Genomic DNA, 20,156 nt, shown 5'->3' with positions numbered 1-20,156 from the left:
TGATGGCGAAAAACAGAAAACCCGAGGCCGACCGGCTTCCGATTAGTCAGCGGATCGACAGCCGTATGCCCAACCCCAAACGGCGTGAGATGAGCCCAACGGACTGGTCCATCAAGGGCGAGCTGATCCTGAACTGCTCATGCGATGTGTTCTGCCCCTGCGTGGTCTCGTTGGGCGCGCACCCTCCGACCGAGGGTCATTGTCACGCCTGGATGGGTGTGATCATCGACGAAGGGCACTACGAGGGCGAGGATCTGTCGGGCCTGAATGTTGGACTTCTGGTGGATATTCCGGGTCGCATGGGCGAGGGGCAGTGGAAAGTCGCCGCCTATGTCGATGAACGCGCCAGCGGCAAGGCCTATAACGGGTTGCTGCAGATTTTCAGCGGTCAGGCAGGCGGCACCACGGGCCTGTTCACGATGCTGGTGAGTGAGATCATTGGGGCCGAGCGTGCTCCGGTCCAGATCGAACGGGACGGCAACAAGCGCAGGATCGCGATCGGTCGTAAAATCCAAGGTGAGATCGAGATGCTGGGCGGTAAAGACCCTGGGCATCCGGTGATGGTGTCGAACTCCAAATACTGGATGGGGCCGGACATCATCGTGGCGCGCGGAAACAAATCGAAAGTGCGCGATTATGGGCGCGTTTGGGATTTCGGTGGTAAATCAGCAGAGATTTGCCCGATCGACTGGCATGGACCTAAGTGATGATCACCGGAGCCTATGCAAGGGAAATGGCACGCTACAACCACTGGCAAAACAGCCAGTTGGCGGAATTTTTTCAAGCGCTCTCACCCGAGGAACTGATGCAGGAACGCGGTGCGTTTTTCGGCTCGATCATGGGCACGGCGAACCATTTGCTGTGGGGTGACTGGATCTGGATGTCACGCTTTGACAAAGGGCCGGGACCAGAAAGCAACATCCACCGACCCGGAGGCGGCATCCACGAAAGCGTGCATCTCTGCCCCGATCTCGACAGCTGGCTGGCTTTGCGCGTGGCTATGGATGATCGGATCTCGGACTGGTCGGATACGCTTGGCGATGAGGTCCTGTCGGGTCCATTCACATGGTACTCAGCCGCGAAAGAGGCTGATGTTACTTTGCCTTACGCGCAATGCGTGTTGCATTTCTTCAACCATCAAACCCATCATCGTGGACAACTCCACAAAATGCTGACCGAAGCCGGTTCCGAGGCCCCGGTCAGCGATCTTTGCTTCATGCCAAAGGAGGGCTGAATGCCGCAAATATCCCTGTCTCGTCGCCTGCGTCGTACGCCGTTTTCCGAAGGCGTCGAAGCCGCTGGTGTCAAAGGCTACACGGTGTACAACCGGATGTTGTTGCCGACGGTCTTTGAAAGTGTCGAGGCCGACTACCATCACCTGAAAAAGAACGTTCAGGTCTGGGACGTCTCCTGTGAGCGTCAGGTTGAGCTGCGCGGGCCGGATGCTGCCCGTCTGATGCAGATGCTGACACCGCGTGACCTGCGTGGCATGCTTCCCGGGCAGTGTTTCTATGTGCCGATTGTGGACGAAACCGGCGGGATGCTGAACGATCCCGTGGCCGTTAAGCTGTCGGAGGACCGCTGGTGGATTTCCATCGCAGACAGCGATTTGTTGTTGTGGGTCAAAGGGTTGGCCAACGGATATCGTCTGGATGTGCTGGTTGACGAACCGGACGTGTCGCCCTTGGGCGTTCAGGGGCCAAAAGCAGATGAGCTGATGGCGCGCGTATTCGGAGACCGTGTGCGCGATATCCGGTTCTTCAAGTTCGACATGTTCGAATTCGAAGGGCGCGACCTTGCAGTTGCTCGTTCGGGATATTCCAAGCAAGGCGGGTTCGAGATCTATGTTGAGGGCAGCGACATCGGCATGCCTCTGTGGAACGCTCTGTTCGCTGCGGGCGAAGACCTGAACGTGCGGGCCGGGTGCCCCAACCTGATAGAGCGCATCGAGGGTGGCCTACTGTCCTACGGCAATGACATGACCGACGACAACACGCCGCATGAATGCGGGCTGGGCAAGTTCTGCAATACGCATACCGCCATTGGCTGTGTGGGCCGGGATGCGTTGTTGCGTGTGGCCAAAGAAGGTCCAGTGCAGCAGATACGTCCGATCGCGATTGACGGAGATGCAGTGCCGCCTTGTGTCCAGCCGTGGCCTGTTCTTGCGGACGGAAAGCAGGTGGGTCAGGTGACGTCTGCGGCCTGGTCTCCGGATTTCTCGACCAATGTTTCGATAGGTATGGTCAAATTGAGCCATTGGGACGCCGGAACCAAGGTCGAAGTTGAAACGCCTGATGGAATGCGGAGCGCGACGGTGCAGGGGCAGTTTTGGATCTAGCGGAAGCTGGGGGCTCTGCCCCCGTCGCTGCGCGACTCCCCCGGGATATTTTGGGCCAGGTGAAGGATTGGGCTGGCCGCTGAAAATGAAAGGATAGCAATATGTTCAATGCTTTGGTTATGGAAAAGGATGAAGAAAGCGGTCTGGCAAGCCCCTCGGTCAAACAACTCTCGCTGGAGGATCTCCCTGACGGAGAGGTGACGGTTGCTGTTGAGTATTCGACTGTGAACTACAAGGACGGACTGTGCTTGTCCGCCAAGGGCGGCGGCCTGGTGCGGAACTACCCGCACATCCCCGGTATCGACTATGCAGGAACGGTCGAGGCGTCCTCGGACGACCGTTACAAGCCAGGTGACAAGGTGGTTCTGACCGGCTGGCGTGTGGGTGAGGCCCATTGGGGTGGGTATTCTCAGAAGGCTAACGCTCGGGCCGATTGGTTGGTACCCTTGCCGGACGGGCTGGACGCGCGGCAGGCGATGGCCGTTGGAACAGCCGGGTTTACGGCCATGTTGGCGGTCATGGCGCTGGAGGATCACGGGCTGACGCCGGATCGTGGGCCTGTGGTGGTGACTGGTGCTGCAGGCGGCGTTGGTTCAGTGGCCACGGCTATTCTGGGCAAGCTGGGCTACGAGGTAGCTGCTGTGACCGGACGCCCCGAGACCGGAGATTACCTGAAATCGCTCGGTGCCACGACCATCGTGCCGCGTGAAGAGCTGAATGAGACCACGAAGCGCCCGCTTGAAAGTGAAACCTGGGCGGGCTGTGTTGACGCCGTTGGCGGTGACATGCTGGCGCGTGTGCTAGGGCAGATGAAGTACGGATGCTCAGTCGCCGCCGTTGGACTTGCTGGCGGTGCGGGGTTGCCTGCAACAGTGATTCCCTTCCTACTGCGCGGTGTGAACCTTTTGGGGATCGACAGCGTGATGCAGCCTTATGACAACCGCTTGCGAGCTTGGCAGCGCATCGCGACCGACCTGCCGATGGACAAGCTGGAGGCCATGGTGCATCCGGCAGCTCTGTCCGATTTGCCGCAACTGGGTGCGGATATTCTGAAAGGTCAGGTCAAGGGCCGCGTTGTCGTCGACGTAAACGCCTGATCCAAGAAAATAGCCGGGGCAGAACTGCCCTGGCTTAACCTTCTGGGCGGCAAAAGGACCGAAACAGTTCTGGTCATCGCCACAATTCATGCTCATGATTGCTATACATCCCAAATGCGATGGCTTAAGACCCATCCAAACAGCACTTGAAGACGGGGAGTGAGCAGCATGTCTGACGACTTCGAACTGGACACCGACGATCTGAAACGCCGCATGGACGGCGCGATGTCCAATCTCAAAACTGAATTTGCCTCTCTGCGCACCGGGCGGGCCTCGGCCTCGATGCTGGAGCCGGTGATGGTGGATGCCTATGGCTCGATGACACCGATCAACCAGGTTGGCACGGTCAATGTGCCTGAACCTCGGATGGTGACGGTGAATGTCTGGGATAAGGGCCTTGTGGGCAAGGTGGAAAAGGCGATCCGTGAAAGCGGGCTGGGTATCAATCCACAGCTGAACGGCACAATCATCATGCTGCCGATCCCGGAACTGAACGAAGAGCGCCGCCGCGAGTTGGGCAAAGTTGCCGGGCAATATGCCGAAAGCGCGCGGGTTTCGATCCGCAACGTGCGCCGGGACGGTATGGATCAGATCAAGAAAGCGAAATCGGACGGAATGTCCGAGGATGACCAGAAGTTCTGGGAGAGCGAAGTTCAGGATCTGACCGACACGATGATCAAAGCTGTTGATGCCGCGCTTGAGACCAAGCAGTCGGAAATCATGCAGGTCTGAGCCGGTACTGATGCCCAAGGATCCCCATACGGACGTGCAGGCTGGCCCAAAGCATGTCGCAATTATCATGGATGGCAATGGTCGGTGGGCGCAGGCGCGTGGCCGGCCTCGGCTTTTTGGTCACCACGCAGGTGCGCGGCGCGTACGTGAGGTGGTCGAGGCCTGTCCGGGGTTGGGCATTAAATACCTAACTGTCTTTGCGTTTTCGACGGAAAACTGGAAGCGAACTCAGGTCGAAGTTGCTGGCCTCATGAGCCTGTTTCGGCGCTACATCATCAAGGAAACGCGCACTCTGGCCGAGAACGGCATTCGCGTGCGCTTTATCGGTGATCGGGTCCGCTTGGATGCCAAGCTGATCGACCTGATGGATTCGCTGGAAGAGGCAACGAAGGACAACGATTTGGTCCATTTGACCGTCGCGTTGAACTATGGCGGCCGGGATGAGGTGGCGCGGGCCACAAAACGTCTTGCACGGGATGTGGCCGAAGGGCGGCTGAAGCCCGAGGATGTGGATGAAGAAACCCTGCCCAAGTATCTGGATACACGCGTTCTTCCCGATCCCGATCTGGTCATTCGCACCAGCGGAGAGGCGCGGATCTCAAATTTTCTCCTCTGGCAGTCGGCCTATTCCGAATACGAATTTATTGACACGCTCTGGCCGGATTTCACTGCGGCCGAATTGGAGCGTCTGTGCCGCAACTACGGCTCGCGCGAGCGGCGTTTCGGAGCGGTTCTGGCATGAGCGAAGGCCGATGGTCTGATCTGACCGCACGGATTCTGTCCGCAGTCGTTTTGGTCGCAATTGGCGCAGTTGAGGTCTGGCTGGGCGGCTTGTGGTTCGAAAGCTTCATCGCGGTTGCCTGCGGTTTGATGACCTGGGAACTGGTACGCATGATCGAACCGCAGCGCAGCGGCATGGCCGTGCAACTCGGTATCCTGACTGGGGTTGCGGTGATTATCAGCTATCACGTGCCGCCGCTCTATAAGTTGCCGTTTCTGGTTGCTCCGGCGCTGGTCGGGGCAGGGCAGGTCACCCGTTCGCGCGGGTTGTACTTTCTGTTTGCCTTGTGGATCGCGGGCGCTGGTCTGGGGTTCATTTCCATTCGTGAAAACATGGGCTTCGGTTGGATGGTCTGGCTGATCGCGGTCGTCGTGGCCACGGATGTTGCCGGGTATTTCGTGGGCAAGGCCATTGGTGGCCCGAAATTCTGGCCCAAGGTCAGCCCCAAGAAAACATGGTCGGGCACGGCAGGTGGGTGGTTCGCGGCGGGCCTCGTTGGCGCGGGTTTCGCAATGCATGGCGGGTTCGGGGTACCGTTTGTTCTGGTCTCGGTTCTGGCGTCTATGGCCAGCCAGGCGGGCGACATCGTTGAAAGCGCGGTCAAACGGAAATTCGGCGTCAAAGACAGTTCGAACCTCATACCGGGGCATGGCGGTTTTCTCGACCGGTTTGACGGCATGATGGGTGCAGCGTTGTTCGTGCTGATCGCAGGGCTGGTTTACGCACCCGGAGCGATGTGATGCGCAAAGTCTCGATCCTTGGGGCGACCGGATCCATTGGTCAGAATGCGATTGACCTCATTGCGCGCGATATCGAAGCCTATGACGTGGTCGCGCTGACAGGTGGAGCGAATATCCGACAACTGGCCGAGGATGCCCGGCGGCTTGGCGCGCGACTCGCCGTCACCGCGTTTGAGGACCGATTGCAGGACCTACGCGATGCGTTGCAGGGCAGCGGGATCGAGGTGGCGGCAGGTCAGAGCGCCATCATCGAAGCCGCCGCGCGCCCCGCAGATTGGGTGCTGTCCGCGATCGTTGGCGCTGCGGGTCTGGCCCCCGGAATTGAGGCGTTGAAACAGGGCGCAACGCTGGCGCTTGCCAATAAAGAGACTCTGGTCTGTGCAGGCGCCCTTGTTCTGCAGACGGCCCGCGATAACGATGCGCGTGTACTGCCCGTCGACAGTGAGCATTCAGCGGTGTTTCAGGCATTGGTCGGTGAGGATATGGACGCGGTCGAACGCGTTATCATCACTGCAAGCGGCGGAGCGTTCCGGGATTGGCCGCTTGAGGATTTGGCGTCCGCGACCGTAGCACAGGCCTCAAGCCATCCGAACTGGAACATGGGGCAGCGGATCACGATTGATAGCGCATCCATGTTCAACAAGGCGCTTGAAGTCATTGAAACTCGGGAATTCTTTGGCGTCAACCCGGACCAGATCGAGGTCTTGGTACATCCCGAATCTATAGTGCATGCGATGGTCGGGTTTCGGGACGGGGCGCTGATGGCACATCTGGGCCCGCCGGATATGCGGCATGCAATCGGTTATGCTCTGCACTGGCCCGAACGGCGCGATCTGCCGGTTGCGAGACTGGATCTGGCCCAGCTCAGCCAGCTGCGCTTTTCTCATCCCGACCTGAACCGCTATCCCGCGCTGAAACTGGCCAGAGACGTGATGGCGCGCGGCGGCCTTTCGGGGGCCGTTTTCAACGCCGCGAAAGAGCGTGCGTTGGATCACTTCATCGCGGGCCGGGTCGGTTTCACGACCATGGCGGAGGTCGTCTCACGCGTTCTAGACCGTTTTGATGCCGAGGATGGCCTTATTAACGCCCCTTTGACCCTTGATAACGTACAGCAAACGGACCATCTCGCACGGCAGTGGGCGGATGAAGCCGTGATCAAACGAGCAGGATAGAGTTTTGGACGTACTTTCGCTGATCCCTCAGTTCGGAAATTTGCTCTGGACGATTGTGGCTTTTGTGATTGCCTTGTCCGCGATCGTCGCGGTTCACGAATATGGGCACTACATCGTCGGTCGCTGGTCCGGCATTCATGCCGAGGTGTTCTCGATTGGGTTTGGCCCTGTTCTATGGAGCCGCGTGGATAAACGCGGCACGCGATGGCAGATCGCGCTGTTGCCGTTTGGCGGATATGTAAAGTTCCTTGGGGATGCCAATGCAGCCTCAGGCAAAGATGAAGACGCGATGGATGACATCGCGCAGCAGCAGCCGGAATACCTGCGCCACACCATGCACGGAGCGCCCCTGTGGGCGAGAACCGCCACTGTGGCGGCGGGGCCGGTGTTCAACTTCGTTATGTCCATTCTGGTCTTTGGCCTGATCTTCTGGTCTCAGGGTGTCACGCGTGAGCCGCTGACGGTTGGCGAACTGAAACCGCTGCCGGGAACAGAGCAGGGGCTGCGCGAAGGCGATGAGATTCTGGCCATTGCCGGGATTGAAGTCCCTGATTTCGATGAAGAAGGCGCGTGGAGCGATTTCACCGACGCGCTGCCGGTCGAGCCGGTGCTGGACTATACGGTTCTGCGCGATGGCGAAACGTTGGATGTCTCAGCCCCTTGGCTGTTTCCGCCGCTGATTCAGCAGGTCACACCGCGCAGTGCGGCGTTTGATATCCAGCTGGAAGGGGGCGACGTCATTACTTCGGTCGATGGAGATCCGATCTTTGCCTTCGAGCAGCTGAAAGAACATGTCGAAGGCTCGGACGGTCGGGTGTTGTTGCTGAACGTCTGGCGTGACGGGGCCGAGCTTGAATTCGCGCTCGCTCCGCGTCGGACTGATGAACCGAAGCCAGATGGCGGTTTTGTCACCCATTGGCGGATCGGGATTGTCGGCGGCATGATGCTGCAACCCGCGACCGAGCCTGCGGGGCTTTGGGATTCGCTGGTTGGCGGCGTGGGTCAGACCGGGCGTATCATCGAAGGTTCTCTTTCCGGCATGTGGCACATGATTACCGGCGCGATCAGCACCTGTAACATCTCGGGTCCGATCGGAATTGCCGAGACTTCGGGTGCCATGGCCAGCCAGGGCGCGCAGAACTTCATCTTCTTCATCGCGGTGCTGTCAACGGCCGTGGGTCTTTTGAACCTTTTCCCGATCCCGGCCTTGGACGGAGGGCACCTCGTGTTCTACGCCTATGAGGCCGTCTCGGGCAAACCGCCCAGCGACAAGGCCCTGCGGATTTTGATGACCCTCGGGATTGCGGTCGTTCTCAGCCTCATGGTTTTCTCTGTCAGCAACGATCTGTTCTGCTGATTGTGGCGCAAGCGGCGCAATCGCGCCGCATTGATGCCTCATTTCGGAAGTAAAAAAATAGCCGCTGAAAATGAGGCGGCCATGACCAAAGCTATTCAAAAATCCTATCAGAGTGTCAGCGTCCTGTTTGTTCTGAACTGGGATGTGCTTTTGTGCTTTGGTCTGACGGCGCTGGCGCTTGCTGGCGGCGCTTATCTCGCCGGGCTCTGATTCCCCAAAACCCCATAAGAATGCGTGTCAGGTGACCTATCGTCGCCCCGATGGTTTTGGAGTTTTGACAAGCGCATTCAATCTCGTTACTCAGCATTAAGTCCTAAATTTTTGGGTAGAGAAAAAATGGCTGACGGGCGAGGCGCGGGTATATCCTGCGGAGGGCAGATGACAACAAACAAGATTTTGTGGCGCACACGATCATTTCTTTTTCTTACTGCGGCAATGGGTTTACTGGCTTTGCCGCATGCAGCGCAGGCGCAAAACTTTACCATCAACTCCTTCGAGGTTGAGGGGAACCGGCGCATCGAGACCGGCACAATCATCCAACGGACGGGAATCGAACCCGGGCAGACTGTTTCGGCCGGTCAGTTGAACGACGCCTATCAGCGTGTGCTTGACAGTGGTGTTTTTGAAACAGTCGAATTGACACCTCGTGGCACGACTCTGGTGATCGAGGTGCAGGAATACCCGACGATCAACCAGATCAGCATCGAAGGGAATCGCCGCGTCAAAGATGACCTTCTGCTGGATGTGATCTCGTCCGAGCCGCGCCGTGTTTTCACTCCGCAGGCAGCCGAGGCGGACGCCGATCTGATTGCCGAAGTCTATTCCGCCCAAGGCCGGGTATCGGCAACTGTGATCCCACGCGTCATCCGCCGAAACGACAACCGCGTCGATCTGGTGTTTGAAGTTGCAGAAGGCACCACGATTGAGGTTGAACGCGTCAGTTTCGTCGGCAACCGTGCCTTCTCGGACCGTCGTTTGCGTCGCGTGCTTGAGACCAAACAGGCGACCTTCCTGCGGACGTTCTTCCGCAACGATACGTTCATCGGGGACCGGATCGAATTCGACAAGCAGGTCATTCGGGATTTCTACCTGTCGCGCGGGTTTGTCGATTTCCGTGTGAACAGTGCCAATGTGGAATTCACCCGCGAGCGGGACGCTTTCTTCCTCGTCATGAACATCACCGAAGGACAGAGGTTCTCTTTCGGGAAAATCACAACGGTCAGTGAGATCCCGGGTGTAGACCCTGCGATCTATCAAGACGCGCTCAAGATCAGGCCCGGCGTGACCTATTCGCCGACCCTGATCGAGAACTCAATTGCCCGTCAGGAACGGCTGGGTGTGAAGCAGGGCGTGGATTTCCTGCGGGTCGAGCCGCGTGTCACACGCAACCCGCGTGATCTGACGCTGGATGTGGAATTCGTCCTCAGCCGTGGGCCGCGGATTTTCGTGGAGCGTATTGATATTGAGGGCAACACAACCACACTGGATCGGGTGATCCGTCGTCAGTTCGACACCGTGGAAGGCGACCCGTTCAACCCACGCGAAATTCGCCAAGCGGCTGAGCGGATCAACGCACTAGGCTTCTTTGCCAACGCCGAGGTCGAGCCGCGCGAAGGATCCTCGCCCAGCCAGGTGATCCTGGATGTGGATGTCGAGGAACAACCCACTGGCTCACTGAGCCTTGGTGGTAGCTACTCGGTTTCTGATGGCTTCGGTGTCGCCATCGGCCTGAATGAATCGAACTTTCTGGGCCGGGGCCAGAACCTTGGTTTGACGATCTCGACCGCTCAAGACTCCGAACAATACTCGCTGAGCTTTACTGAGCCGTACCTGTTGGGCCGCAAACTGCGTTTTGACCTGGGTCTTGGTGTCGCGACGACGAACTCTAGCTTTGCCAGCTATGATACGGATCGGTTGTTCTTTAACCCACAGCTGACCTATTCGATCGGCGAACTGTCGGCCCTGCGTGTGCGCTATGGCTGGGAACGCTCGGAAATGACCCAGCAGGACAACGAGACGAACGGTGCGGTCATCACATCGGAAATCGCGCAAGGTGAGCGGGTCAACAGCAGCTTTGGCCTGACCTATGTCTATGACAGCCGTATCGGCGGCCTGAACCCCAATGCGGGTGTTCTGTTCGAACTTGGCTTCGATGCAGCCGGTCTGGGTGGCGATAACAAGTACTTCAAGACCACGGCGCGCACGATCGCGCAAACCCGTGTTTGGAACGAAGAAGTCGTTCTGCGCGCAACGCTCGAGGCCGGCGCGCTGCATTGGTCGGGGAATGACTTCAGCCGTACCATCGACCGTTTCGTTCTGGGGCCGAACACCTTCCGCGGATTTGAGCCGGCCGGTCTTGGCCCGCGTGATCTGTCCAACGGGCAGGACGACGCCATCGGCGGCAACTACTACTGGGTGGCGCGGTTCGAAAGTGACTTCCCATTAGGGCTGCCGGAAGAACTGGGCCTACGGGGCGGTTTGTTCTACGACGTCGGCAACCTTTACAACATCAATGACGTAAATACCGCAGGTGCAAATATTGTGGGTGCGGATGGCTCCATTCGTCACGTCATCGGTGTGTCGGTTCTGTGGGAAACACCGTTCGGCCCGCTGCGTTTCAACTTCTCGAAAGCGTTGAAGAAGGAAGACTTCGACAAGGAACAGAATTTCGACCTGACCGTTCAGGCTCGGTTCTGATCCGGCATGCGGTTGCGAATATCCAGACGCGCATGGGGCCCGGTTCGGGCCCTTTGCCTTTTGCTGGGCCTTGTGCTTGCGTCCCAAGCGTTAGCGCAGCAATTGGGCGTGCGTGATCCGCTGGTCCTGACCATCTCAAGCGACCGATTGTTTGCGGATTCGGCGTTCGGCCAGCGCGTGTTACGCGAGATCGAATCCGAGGGTGCTCAGCTCGCGGAAGAGAATGAGCGGATCGTTGCGGAACTCAGCAGCGAAGAGAAAGACCTGACTCAGAAACGCGCCGAGCTGGCCCCAGAGGATTTCCGCCCTCTTGCGCAGGCCTTCGACGAAAAGGTGCAATCGCATCGCGAAGGCCAGCGCGCCAAACTGGACGCTTTGGCCCGGCGTAGCGAAGAAAGCCGCCAAACGTTTTACGCCTTGGCGCAGCCCGTTCTAATCGAACTGATGCGCGAAACAGGGGCCGCCGTCGTGCTGGAACGCGCAAATGTATTCCTTAGCGCCGACACCTCCGACATCACGGATGATGCGATTGCCCGCATCAATGCCGCAATTGGCGATGGAACCGGCCTGCAGGACGGCACAGGCAAATAGGTTCGCTTGCCCTCAGGGGCGGGTATTGCTAACCACGCGGAAACTGACACATCCAAATAACGGGACGAGTGAACGATGACGACGGAAACCAAAAGCGCCGACATTCAGCTGATTCAGCGGATATTGCCGCATCGCTATCCGTTTCTGCTGGTCGACAAGGTGGTCGACATCGACGGCTATCAATCGGCCCGTGGCATCAAGAATGTCACCATGAACGAGCCTCATTTCCAAGGCCACTTCCCCGGAACGCCGATCATGCCGGGTGTCACCATTGTTGAGGCGATGGCACAGACCTCGGGCGTGATGCTGGGCGTCGGCATGGATGTCATTGATACCGAGCTGCTGATCTATTTCATGAGCATCGATAAATGCAAATTCCGTCGCAAAGTGGTGCCGGGTGACGTGCTGGAGATGCATGTCGAAACACTGCGCGGCAAGAAGGGCGGCAAGCTGTTCAAGTTCAATGGACGCGCCACCGTTGACGGTGAGGTCGCAGCCGAGGCCGAATTCTCGGCCTACGTCGACTGGGACATGGAAAAAACAACATGAGCGGCATTCACCCAAGCGCAATCATCGAAGACGGTGCGCAGATCGGTCAGGACTGCGTGATTGGTCCGTTCTGCTACGTGGGTCCTCAGGTCAAACTGGGCGATCGGGTCGAGCTGAAGACGCATGTGGTCGTGACAGGTGATACTACGGTTGGCGGCGATACTGTGATCTTCAATTTCTCGGTGATCGGTGAGATTCCGCAGGATCTGAAATTCGGGGGCGAGAATACGCGGCTTGAGATCGGCCAACGCAACCGCATCCGCGAGCATGTGACGATCAACACCGGCACCGAAGGCGGTGGTGGTGTGACTCGGATCGGTGATGATTGCCTGTTCATGGCCGGAGTTCACGTGGCCCATGACGTTCAGATCGGCAACCGTGTGATCATGGTGAACCATGCGGGCGCGGCGGGACACTGTATCGTCGAAGATGACGTAATCGTTGGCGGTATCTCGGGTCTGCACCAGTGGGTGCGTGTCGGTCGTGGTGCCATCATCGGCGCGCTGACCATGGTGCCGAATGACGTCATTCCCTATGGTCAGGTTCAAGCGCCGCGTGGCGAGTTGGACGGGTTGAACCTTGTCGGTCTTAAACGGCGCGGTGTATCGCGTGAGGATATCTCGGCACTGCGGGCGGCGTTCAAGGAACTGTCCGGCGGCGAGGGGACCTTTCAGGAACGCGCCCATCGCGCAGGCAAGGACACCGACAGCGAATATGTTCAACGCATTGTCGAGTTCGTCACCGGCCAATCAGATCGCTCGTTCCTGACGCCGAGGAAATAACCAAATGCTGGCTTTGATCGCAGGAACGGGTGTTCTGCCGGACGCTGTCGTGGACGCTCTGCCAGACCGTCCGTTGGTCTGCGCGATGGAGGGGTTCGAACCTGAGAGCCTGTCTGTAGACGTCGTTTTCCGTCTGGAGCAGCTCGGCAGCTTTCTCGCAGATCTCAAGGTGCGTGGCGTGACGCAGATCTGCATGGCGGGTGCGGTGCAGCGGCCCAAAGTCGATCCCGCGCGGATTGATGCCGCAACGATACCTTTGGTGCCGATCATTCAAAAGGCGATGATGTCGGGTGATGATGGCGCTTTACGCGCTGTGATCGGTATCTTTGAGGATGCGGGCCTGGCCGTCAAAGCCGCGCATGAGATTGCACCTGATCTACTGCCTCCGCTGGGATGTCTGACCGAGGCGCACCCGTCCGAGGGTGATCTGGCAGATGCCGACCGCGCCGCAGGTATTCTGCGCGCGATGGGCAGCGCCGATATCGGTCAGGCCTGTGCTGTCTCCAAAGGCCAGGCTCTGGCGGTTGAGAGCATTTTTGGCACAGCCTGGATGTTGCAATCCCTAACCCAGCGCCCGGATGCGGGCGGCGGGGTTCTGTTCAAAGGTCCGAAACCCGATCAGGATCAGCGCGTTGATCTGCCTGCCATTGGCCCGGAATCCGTCACCGATGCGGTGGCCGCCGGTCTGACGGGTATTGTGATCGAAAAAGGCGGCGTGATGGTGCTGCGGCGGGATCATGTCATCGCCGAGTGCAACCGCCTTGGCCTGTTCCTCTATGTGCGCGAGCGGGCCGTCTGATGCGCGTTTTTCTGGTCGCCGGAGAACCTTCGGGCGACCGGCTGGGCGGCGCTTTGATGGAGGGTCTAAAGGCGCTGGTCCCTGACGTCGCGTTTGACGGGGTAGGCGGGCCGTTGATGCAGGCGCAGGGTCTGAACAGCCGCTTTCCCATGTCCGAACTCAGCGTCATGGGCCTGGTTGAGGTGCTGCCCAAGTTCTTCCACCTCAAACGCCGGATATCTGAGACGGCACAGGCTGTGCTGGAGACAAAGCCGGATGTTTTGATCACCATCGACAGTCCGGATTTCTCGTTGCGTGTTGCCAAACTGGTCAAGGCGAGCAGTGACATTCGCACTGTTCACTATGTCGCCCCCAGCGTCTGGGCCTGGCGTCCGGGTCGAGCGGACAAGATGGCCAAGGTGATCGATCACGTTCTAGCGCTGCTTCCTTTCGAGCCGCCCTACATGGATCGCGCAGGGATGGAGTGCGATTTTGTCGGCCACCCGGTGGCAAGCGAACCGCAGGCGACGGAGGCGGATATCAAGGCCTTCCGTGATGCCTACGATCTGGTGGATGCTCCGCTCTTGCTGGCCTTGCCGGGTTCGCGTCGGGGCGAGGTCGACCGCCTTGCTCCTGTCTTTGGCGAGGCGCTTTCCCTTTATCTGAAAACCCGCCCCGAAACGCGGGTTGTTGTGCCAGCGGTCGCACACATGGTCGACACCGTGACGGATCATCTGCGCAGCTGGCCCGGATCGCCTGTGGTGGTTGATCCACGTGATCTGCCCTCGGATCAGGCGGTGGCGCAAAAGCGGGCGGCCTTTGCGGCGGCGGATATAGCTTTGGCCGCGTCAGGGACTGTGTCACTGGAACTGGCCGCTCAGGCCACACCGATGGTGATTGCCTACAACCTCAACTGGCTGACAACTATGATCGCCAAGCGGATAGTGCATCTCGACACGGTGACGCTGGTCAATCTGGTCTCGGACACGCGGACAGTGCCCGAGTGTCTGCTGGACGATTGTCAGCCCAACCAGATCGCCGAAGCTCTGGCACAGGTCGCCGCGCAGCCGGAGGCCCAGCGTGAGGCCATGACGCTCACGATGGATCGTCTGGGCCGCGGCGGAGAGGCACCGGGCCTGCGCGCCGCTAAGGCCGTTTTGGCGCGGATGACCAAAGCTGATGCTTGAGTATCTGCTCTTTTCGATGTCGGCCGGGGTTGTGATGGTGTCGACCAATCTCGATAATCTGGCCGTGTTGTTGGGGCTGATGCTGGTGATGGATCACCGCCGCTCGTTGATGGGGTTTGCCGTCGCGCATGGGCTTGTCCTGTGCCTGTCCTTGGCCGTCGCAACAGGCCTGAGCCAGAGCGGCCTGCCAGAGTGGATTGGGTATCTTGGGATCGTTCCGTTGGCACTTGGCCTGCGCGGAATCTGGCACCAGATTTCCGGCGTCGAGCAGACAGACGACACGCCAAATGGCGCGGTGACCTCGGTCGTGACGCTGTTTCTCAGCCTTTCGGTTGATACATTCGCCGTGATGACCCCCTTGCTGGCCGATTCTAGCCCCGCGTTCCGGCTGGCGGCCCTTATCGGTGCGGGATGTGCCTCGGCAAGTCTGGCAGCGATTGCTGCCTGGGGTGCGCCTCATGCGCAGAAACTAGGCCCGCGCGTCACTCGGCTCGAGAGGATCGCACCCTATATCATGGTCTGCGTCGGGCTCTATATTCTGCTGAACTCGCCGACCGATATACTCTGATCTGTGTCGGTGTTGTGAATGAAGCGGCGTTGCAGTTGGACCTGCGGCTTGCGATACCCTGCGGCAGAAGGAGAGCCCTGATGACCCGTATTCCCGCCTTGACCGACGATGACATGACACCGGCCGCGCGCGCGGCGCATGCGGAATTGGGCGCATATGGGCCGTTCGACAATTGGGCGCGAGTGGCGGCGCATTGCCCTCCGGTTCTGGAACATGTCAGCGGGATGCTCACCACCTTACGCGCGCAGGCAACCCTTCCGCGCCGTGCGTTGGAGCTGGCGATGGTCACGGTTTCCAAACTGAATGCCTGTGACTATTGCGTGTCGCATCACACGCCCTTGCTGACTGTGGCAGGTCTCAGCGCAGAAGGCGTGGCGCGGCTGCCGGAGGTCAAAGATCACCCCGAACTGGATTCCTGTGACAAGGCAGTGGTCCGCTATGCCGAAGCGGTAACCACCCGGTCAGGCCGGATGCGCGATGCTGAGGTCGCAGGCCTGAAAGAGTGGTTCACTGACGCGCAGATCGTTGAGCTGACATGGCGCATTGCCCTGTGCGGGGCCTTCAACCGGTTCAACGATGCCCTTCAGATCCAGATCGAACCTGAGGTTACGCCGGTCTCGGCCTAGTAGCCGCGCCAAATCCAGCCGCCGCCAAAAATGCGGCTGCTGTTTGGATCGTAGAACACGCAGGCCTGACCGGGTGAGATCCCTTCCTCAGGTGTCAGCAATTCGACCTCGGCTGTGGTGTCAGACAATGGTCGAATGATCGCCTCACGCGGGGGGCGGGTCGAGCGCACCTTGACCGACACATGCCATTCGTCGCGTGACGTGAAGGGTTCATCGCCCAGCCAGTTGATCTCGCGCACGGGAACGGTTCGCGTGGCCAGCATCTCTTTCCTGACTTCCGACATTTTTTCGTATAAGTCATTGATATTATTATGCCTTGGTTGCCAAAAGGCACTACACGGACTTTTTTCGCCAGCGATTGTTTCGGAGTGTTGAGGGAGCTCAGGCTTTGGTCTGGCCAGTTTTTCGGGTGCGCCCGGGGGGTATCTTGAAAGGGGCTTCGTTCCAGGTCAGGCCGACGCAGGTGAGGATGCGTCTGGCATCGACCGTGGCATGGCTTGGCATGCCGTAGCGGTCAGGGGTGCCTTTGTGGCGCAGGATCGAGAGCTGCAATGCGTTCAACTCGTTGCGGATACGAGCCGGGCTCATCGGGTGTCCGAGCAGGTCCAGATGCTTGCGCAGGTGCTGCAGGCAGCAGAAGGCCATGTAGCAGATGGCGATATGGGCCCGGACCCGACGCGGCGACCAGTGATAGATGGGCCGGATTTTCAGATCGTGCTTGTTGGTGCGGAAGCAGGCTTCGATCTCCCACAACTGGTGATAGCGGGCAATGACGTCCTGTGCCTCCAGTTCGTCCGCACCATGAACAACAATGGCATGCAGCCCGTCCCATTGTGCCGCTGCCTTGATCTTTGCATCATCCAGCGTGACGTCCCCGCTGTCGGGGAAGGCCAGGAAGCGGCCATATCCCCGGCTGCTGAAGCTGCCGGGTTTGCGAGAGCGCTTGAGCTTCTTGTGCAGCTTTTCGATTGCCTTGTCGCGCTTGTGGGCATCATTGCGTGCCCGGGTGGGTGACCAGGTCACAATGACCCGCGCTCCCTCCTGGTCGATCACCTTGTACCAGCCCTTCTCGGTTGCCTCTTCAGAACCGTGTCCAGCCCAAGGCTGGCGTCCCTCCGGGCTCAAAATGTTCGCCTTCACGGCGGCCGGGGCGGACTTCATGCGATAGCCGAGGATGTAGGGCAGACCCTTGTTCTGCAACATCTGCTGGTTGTCCTTGCTGAGCATGGCGGCATCGGCCACGAACGTGACCCTGGCCACGTCGAAGCGTCCCTCCAACGCCTTCAGCGCAGCTTCCAGCGTATGACCTTCCCAGGTGTTTCCCGGGAAGAGTTCATAGCCCACAGGCAGCCCATCGGAGGTGACGATCAGCGCCAGCATGACCTGAGCGCGGTGATGCTTGCCATCCTTGCTGAAGCCCTTGGCCAGAAGATGATCCTGCTCGACCCCGTCCGCATCCTCGGCCGGGTCCTCGCGCTCGGTGTCAAAGGCCAGGGTCGTGCAATCGTAGAACAGCACGGTCACTGGCCCGCCCAGCAACTTCTCTGCCGCCGCGTGAGAGGTTTTGCAAATCCCGTCTATCACCGGCGTATTGATGTAATCCATGCTCCGATAGACCACGTCCAGATTGAGCGTGATGCCTGCCTGGTTCTCCAACGCCTCCACGGTCGCGCGCTTGCTCTCGGGCTGTGCGATCCGCGCCATAACCAGCTCTTTCACAATGCGATTGGCACTTTTACGCGCCGCCCCCAGAAGGGCCCCCCAACCCAGTTGGTCATACATCGTCCCCATGACATCCCGCAGACCCAGAGAGACCCGCGCCTCCTCACGGCACTCGGCAAGATCAACGCCAAGCTTGTCCGGCCGCGGAGCGCGGCGCACCAGCGCCTGCAGATCGGCATATTCCGTGGGCGTGAACAGTTCCATTTGCGGCGAGCGATCAATGCGTAATTGCTCCATCAAGCGGCCCGCCAGACGCTTGATATCCTCAATCTCGCTGTCGTTATGGGCCACACCCACATGGCGCAGGATCTTCTGGCGTACCTTGGAGCCGGTGCGGACGGATTCAACGATCTGGATCCGTGTGCGGTTGAGCTTTGCGTCATGTTTGGTGCGGATGAACATGGGCGAAGAGGTTAGCCATCTGAAGGCCCATGTCAATACTTTTTATAATAATGGGGCACTACAACGCGCCTCTGAGCAACCACACCTGAAAACAAACCAAAAACCCAGTCAGATCAACAAAAAGGTCGGAAGTCAGGAGGATCGCACCCTATATCATGGTCTGCGTCGGGCTCTATATTCTGCTGAACTCGCCGACCGATATACTCTGATCTGTGTCGGTGTTGTGAATGAAGCGGCGTTGCAGTTGGACCTGCGGCTTGCGATACCCTGCGGCAGAAGGAGAGCCCTGATGACCCGTATTCCCGCCTTGACCGACGATGACATGACACCGGCCGCGCGCGCGGCGCATGCGGAATTGGGCGCATATGGGCCGTTCGACAATTGGGCGCGAGTGGCGGCGCATTGCCCTCCGGTTCTGGAACATGTCAGCGGGATGCTCACCACCTTACGCGCGCAGGCAACCCTTCCGCGCCGTGCGTTGGAGCTGGCGATGGTCACGGTTTCCAAACTGAATGCCTGTGACTATTGCGTGTCGCATCACACGCCCTTGCTGACTGTGGCAGGTCTCAGCGCAGAAGGCGTGGCGCGGCTGCCGGAGGTCAAAGATCACCCCGAACTGGATTCCTGTGACAAGGCAGTGGTCCGCTATGCCGAAGCGGTAACCACCCGGTCAGGCCGGATGCGCGATGCTGAGGTCGCAGGCCTGAAAGAGTGGTTCACTGACGCGCAGATCGTTGAGCTGACATGGCGCATTGCCCTGTGCGGGGCCTTCAACCGGTTCAACGATGCCCTTCAGATCCAGATCGAACCTGAGGTTACGCCGGTCTCGGCCTAGTAGCCGCGCCAAATCCAGCCGCCGCCAAAAATGCGGCTGCTGTTTGGATCGTAGAACACGCAGGCCTGACCGGGTGAGATCCCTTCCTCAGGTGTCAGCAATTCGACCTCGGCTGTGGTGTCAGACAATGGTCGAATGATCGCCTCACGCGGGGGGCGGGTCGAGCGCACCTTGACCGACACATGCCATTCGTCGCGTGACGTGAAGGGTTCATCGCCCAGCCAGTTGATCTCGCGCACGGGAACGGTTCGCGTGGCCAGCATCTCTTTCGGGCCGACAACGACCTGCTTCTTGTCGACATCCAGTTTCACCACGTAAAGCGGCTCGCTCAGGCCTCCGATACCCAACCCGCGGCGCTGTCCGATCGTGTAGTGGATCACGCCGTTATGCTGCGCCAGAACGCGGCCATCAGCATGGACGATCTCACCGGGTTCGGCAGCACCGGGGCGCAGCTTTTCGATAACGCTGGCATAGTTACCATTGGGCACGAAACAGATGTCCTGACTGTCGGGCTTGTCCGCCACGGCCAGCCCGTATTGCGCCGCCATTTCGCGGGTCGCATCCTTCGAGGGCAGGTGGCCCAGAGGGAAACGCAGGAAATCCAGCTGCTCGGGCGTGGTCGAGAACAGGAAGTAGGACTGATCGCGGTTCGCATCCTCGGCGCTGTGCAGCTCGGGCCCGTTCGGCCCCATCTTGCGCTGGATGTAGTGGCCGGTCGCCATGCAATCAGCTTCCAGGTCTTTGGCGGTTTCCAGCAGGTCTTTGAACTTCACCCGCTCATTGCAGCGAATGCAGGGCACCGGGGTCGCGCCCGCCAGATAGCTGTCGGCGAATTCATCAATCACAGCGTCCTTGAAGATATTCTCATAGTCCAGAACGTAATGCGGGAAACCACGCTCTTCGGCCACCCGGCGCGCGTCGTGGATATCGATCCCAGCACAGCACGCGCCTTTTTTGGCCAGCGCCGCACCGTGGTCATACAGCTGCAACGTGACGCCCACGACATCATAGCCCTGATCCGCCAGATACGCGGCCACGACCGAGCTGTCGACGCCGCCCGACATAGCAACCACCACCCGCGTTTCCGAGGGCGGTTTGGCGAAGCCAAGCGAATTGAGTTGGGTCTCGGCGGCGAGGGCCATGGCGATTCCAGTCCGGGTTAAGAAAGACCGGCAGAATATATGAAAATTCTAGACACTCTC

General features: G+C 59.3%; 21 protein-coding genes and 1 pseudogene. 19 read left to right on the top strand and 3 right to left on the bottom strand.

The genetic code is table 11. The annotated features are described in order from the left end of the window. Window positions 1–2 precede the first annotated feature (2 nt). From ACOERD_RS02930 to ACOERD_RS02845, 18 genes are all read left to right on the top strand, one after another. On the top strand, window positions 3–707 hold the full coding sequence (locus ACOERD_RS02930; protein WP_419737996.1) for a DUF1326 domain-containing protein: 705 nt from the start codon (window positions 3–5) through the stop codon (window positions 705–707). Beyond that, complete coding sequence (locus ACOERD_RS02925) at window positions 707–1,234, top strand: DinB family protein (protein WP_419737995.1); 528 nt, start codon at window positions 707–709, stop codon at window positions 1,232–1,234. Before ACOERD_RS02930 ends, ACOERD_RS02925 begins: the two co-directional genes overlap by 1 nt. Continuing rightward, window positions 1,235–2,338, top strand: coding sequence for a dimethylsulfoniopropionate demethylase (locus ACOERD_RS02920; protein WP_419737994.1), 1,104 nt, complete (start codon window positions 1,235–1,237; stop codon window positions 2,336–2,338). A gap of 101 nt (window positions 2,339–2,439) precedes the next feature. Then, window positions 2,440–3,435, top strand: coding sequence for an acryloyl-CoA reductase (acuI, locus tag ACOERD_RS02915; protein WP_419737993.1), 996 nt, complete (start codon window positions 2,440–2,442; stop codon window positions 3,433–3,435). A 168-nt stretch (window positions 3,436–3,603) separates the two neighbouring features. Then, the gene (gene frr / locus ACOERD_RS02910) at window positions 3,604–4,167 is read left to right on the top strand and encodes a ribosome recycling factor (RefSeq protein ID WP_170373774.1); all 564 of its coding nucleotides are present in this window, start codon (window positions 3,604–3,606) and stop codon (window positions 4,165–4,167) included. Window positions 4,168–4,177: 10 nt separating this feature from the next. Continuing rightward, window positions 4,178–4,909: an isoprenyl transferase gene (locus ACOERD_RS02905; protein WP_170458293.1), complete on the top strand. Its 732-nt coding sequence runs from the start codon at window positions 4,178–4,180 to the stop codon at window positions 4,907–4,909. Next, on the top strand, window positions 4,906–5,688 hold the full coding sequence (locus ACOERD_RS02900) for a phosphatidate cytidylyltransferase (protein WP_419737992.1): 783 nt from the start codon (window positions 4,906–4,908) through the stop codon (window positions 5,686–5,688). The genes ACOERD_RS02905 and ACOERD_RS02900 overlap by 4 nt, the downstream gene beginning before the upstream one ends. Further along, window positions 5,688–6,860: a 1-deoxy-D-xylulose-5-phosphate reductoisomerase gene (gene dxr / locus ACOERD_RS02895; protein WP_419737991.1), complete on the top strand. Its 1,173-nt coding sequence runs from the start codon at window positions 5,688–5,690 to the stop codon at window positions 6,858–6,860. Before ACOERD_RS02900 ends, dxr begins: the two co-directional genes overlap by 1 nt. Before the next feature lie 4 nt (window positions 6,861–6,864). After that, complete coding sequence (gene rseP / locus ACOERD_RS02890) at window positions 6,865–8,217, top strand: RIP metalloprotease RseP (RefSeq protein WP_419737990.1); 1,353 nt, start codon at window positions 6,865–6,867, stop codon at window positions 8,215–8,217. A gap of 81 nt (window positions 8,218–8,298) precedes the next feature. Beyond that, complete coding sequence (locus ACOERD_RS02885; protein ID WP_419737989.1) at window positions 8,299–8,427, top strand: hypothetical protein; 129 nt, start codon at window positions 8,299–8,301, stop codon at window positions 8,425–8,427. A 126-nt stretch (window positions 8,428–8,553) separates the two neighbouring features. After that, window positions 8,554–10,914 (top strand): outer membrane protein assembly factor BamA, encoded by a 2,361-nt coding sequence (gene bamA, locus ACOERD_RS02880; protein WP_419738339.1) that lies wholly within the window; start codon window positions 8,554–8,556, stop codon window positions 10,912–10,914. 108 nt (window positions 10,915–11,022) lie between these two features. Then, window positions 11,023–11,505, top strand: a complete 483-nt coding sequence (locus tag ACOERD_RS02875; RefSeq protein WP_419737988.1) for an OmpH family outer membrane protein — start codon at window positions 11,023–11,025, stop codon at window positions 11,503–11,505. Between the two features lie 75 nt (window positions 11,506–11,580). Beyond that, window positions 11,581–12,054: a 3-hydroxyacyl-ACP dehydratase FabZ gene (gene fabZ / locus ACOERD_RS02870; protein ID WP_170373767.1), complete on the top strand. Its 474-nt coding sequence runs from the start codon at window positions 11,581–11,583 to the stop codon at window positions 12,052–12,054. After that, window positions 12,051–12,836, top strand: a complete 786-nt coding sequence (gene lpxA / locus ACOERD_RS02865; protein ID WP_419737987.1) for an acyl-ACP--UDP-N-acetylglucosamine O-acyltransferase — start codon at window positions 12,051–12,053, stop codon at window positions 12,834–12,836. The genes fabZ and lpxA overlap by 4 nt, the downstream gene beginning before the upstream one ends. 4 nt (window positions 12,837–12,840) lie before the next feature. Beyond that, complete coding sequence (locus tag ACOERD_RS02860) at window positions 12,841–13,635, top strand: LpxI family protein (protein WP_419737986.1); 795 nt, start codon at window positions 12,841–12,843, stop codon at window positions 13,633–13,635. Further along, window positions 13,635–14,801: a lipid-A-disaccharide synthase gene (gene lpxB, locus ACOERD_RS02855; protein ID WP_419737985.1), complete on the top strand. Its 1,167-nt coding sequence runs from the start codon at window positions 13,635–13,637 to the stop codon at window positions 14,799–14,801. The genes ACOERD_RS02860 and lpxB overlap by 1 nt, the downstream gene beginning before the upstream one ends. Continuing rightward, complete coding sequence (locus ACOERD_RS02850; RefSeq protein WP_419737984.1) at window positions 14,794–15,369, top strand: hypothetical protein; 576 nt, start codon at window positions 14,794–14,796, stop codon at window positions 15,367–15,369. Before lpxB ends, ACOERD_RS02850 begins: the two co-directional genes overlap by 8 nt. A gap of 80 nt (window positions 15,370–15,449) precedes the next feature. Next, window positions 15,450–15,995, top strand: a complete 546-nt coding sequence (locus ACOERD_RS02845) for a carboxymuconolactone decarboxylase family protein (protein WP_419737983.1) — start codon at window positions 15,450–15,452, stop codon at window positions 15,993–15,995. On the opposite strand, the pseudogene ACOERD_RS02840 reads toward ACOERD_RS02845, so the two are convergent. Then, window positions 15,992–16,264: pseudogene (locus tag ACOERD_RS02840) on the bottom strand (aminomethyltransferase beta-barrel domain-containing protein); the annotation flags it as partial. The gene ACOERD_RS02845 and the pseudogene ACOERD_RS02840 sit on opposite strands and share 4 nt — an antisense overlap. A 112-nt stretch (window positions 16,265–16,376) precedes the next feature. Beyond that, on the bottom strand, window positions 16,377–18,119 hold the full coding sequence (locus tag ACOERD_RS02835; RefSeq protein WP_419737624.1) for an IS1634 family transposase: 1,743 nt from the start codon (window positions 18,117–18,119) through the stop codon (window positions 16,377–16,379). Here ACOERD_RS02835 and ACOERD_RS02830 point away from each other — a divergent pair. After that, window positions 18,112–18,954: a carboxymuconolactone decarboxylase family protein gene (locus ACOERD_RS02830; protein ID WP_419737982.1), complete on the top strand. Its 843-nt coding sequence runs from the start codon at window positions 18,112–18,114 to the stop codon at window positions 18,952–18,954. The two genes, ACOERD_RS02835 and ACOERD_RS02830, sit on opposite strands and share 8 nt — an antisense overlap. Here the strand turns inward: ACOERD_RS02830 and mnmA are convergent. Continuing rightward, complete coding sequence (gene mnmA, locus ACOERD_RS02825) at window positions 18,951–20,096, bottom strand: tRNA 2-thiouridine(34) synthase MnmA (protein WP_170373761.1); 1,146 nt, start codon at window positions 20,094–20,096, stop codon at window positions 18,951–18,953. The two genes, ACOERD_RS02830 and mnmA, sit on opposite strands and share 4 nt — an antisense overlap. Window positions 20,097–20,156: the final 60 nt, after the last annotated feature.

It is taken from the genome of Ruegeria sp. (assembly GCF_965199275.1).
Taxonomy (GTDB): Bacteria; Pseudomonadota; Alphaproteobacteria; order Rhodobacterales; family Rhodobacteraceae; genus Ruegeria.
Note: the sequence above shows the minus strand (reverse complement) of the source record. Positions and strands in the feature narration are given on the sequence as shown.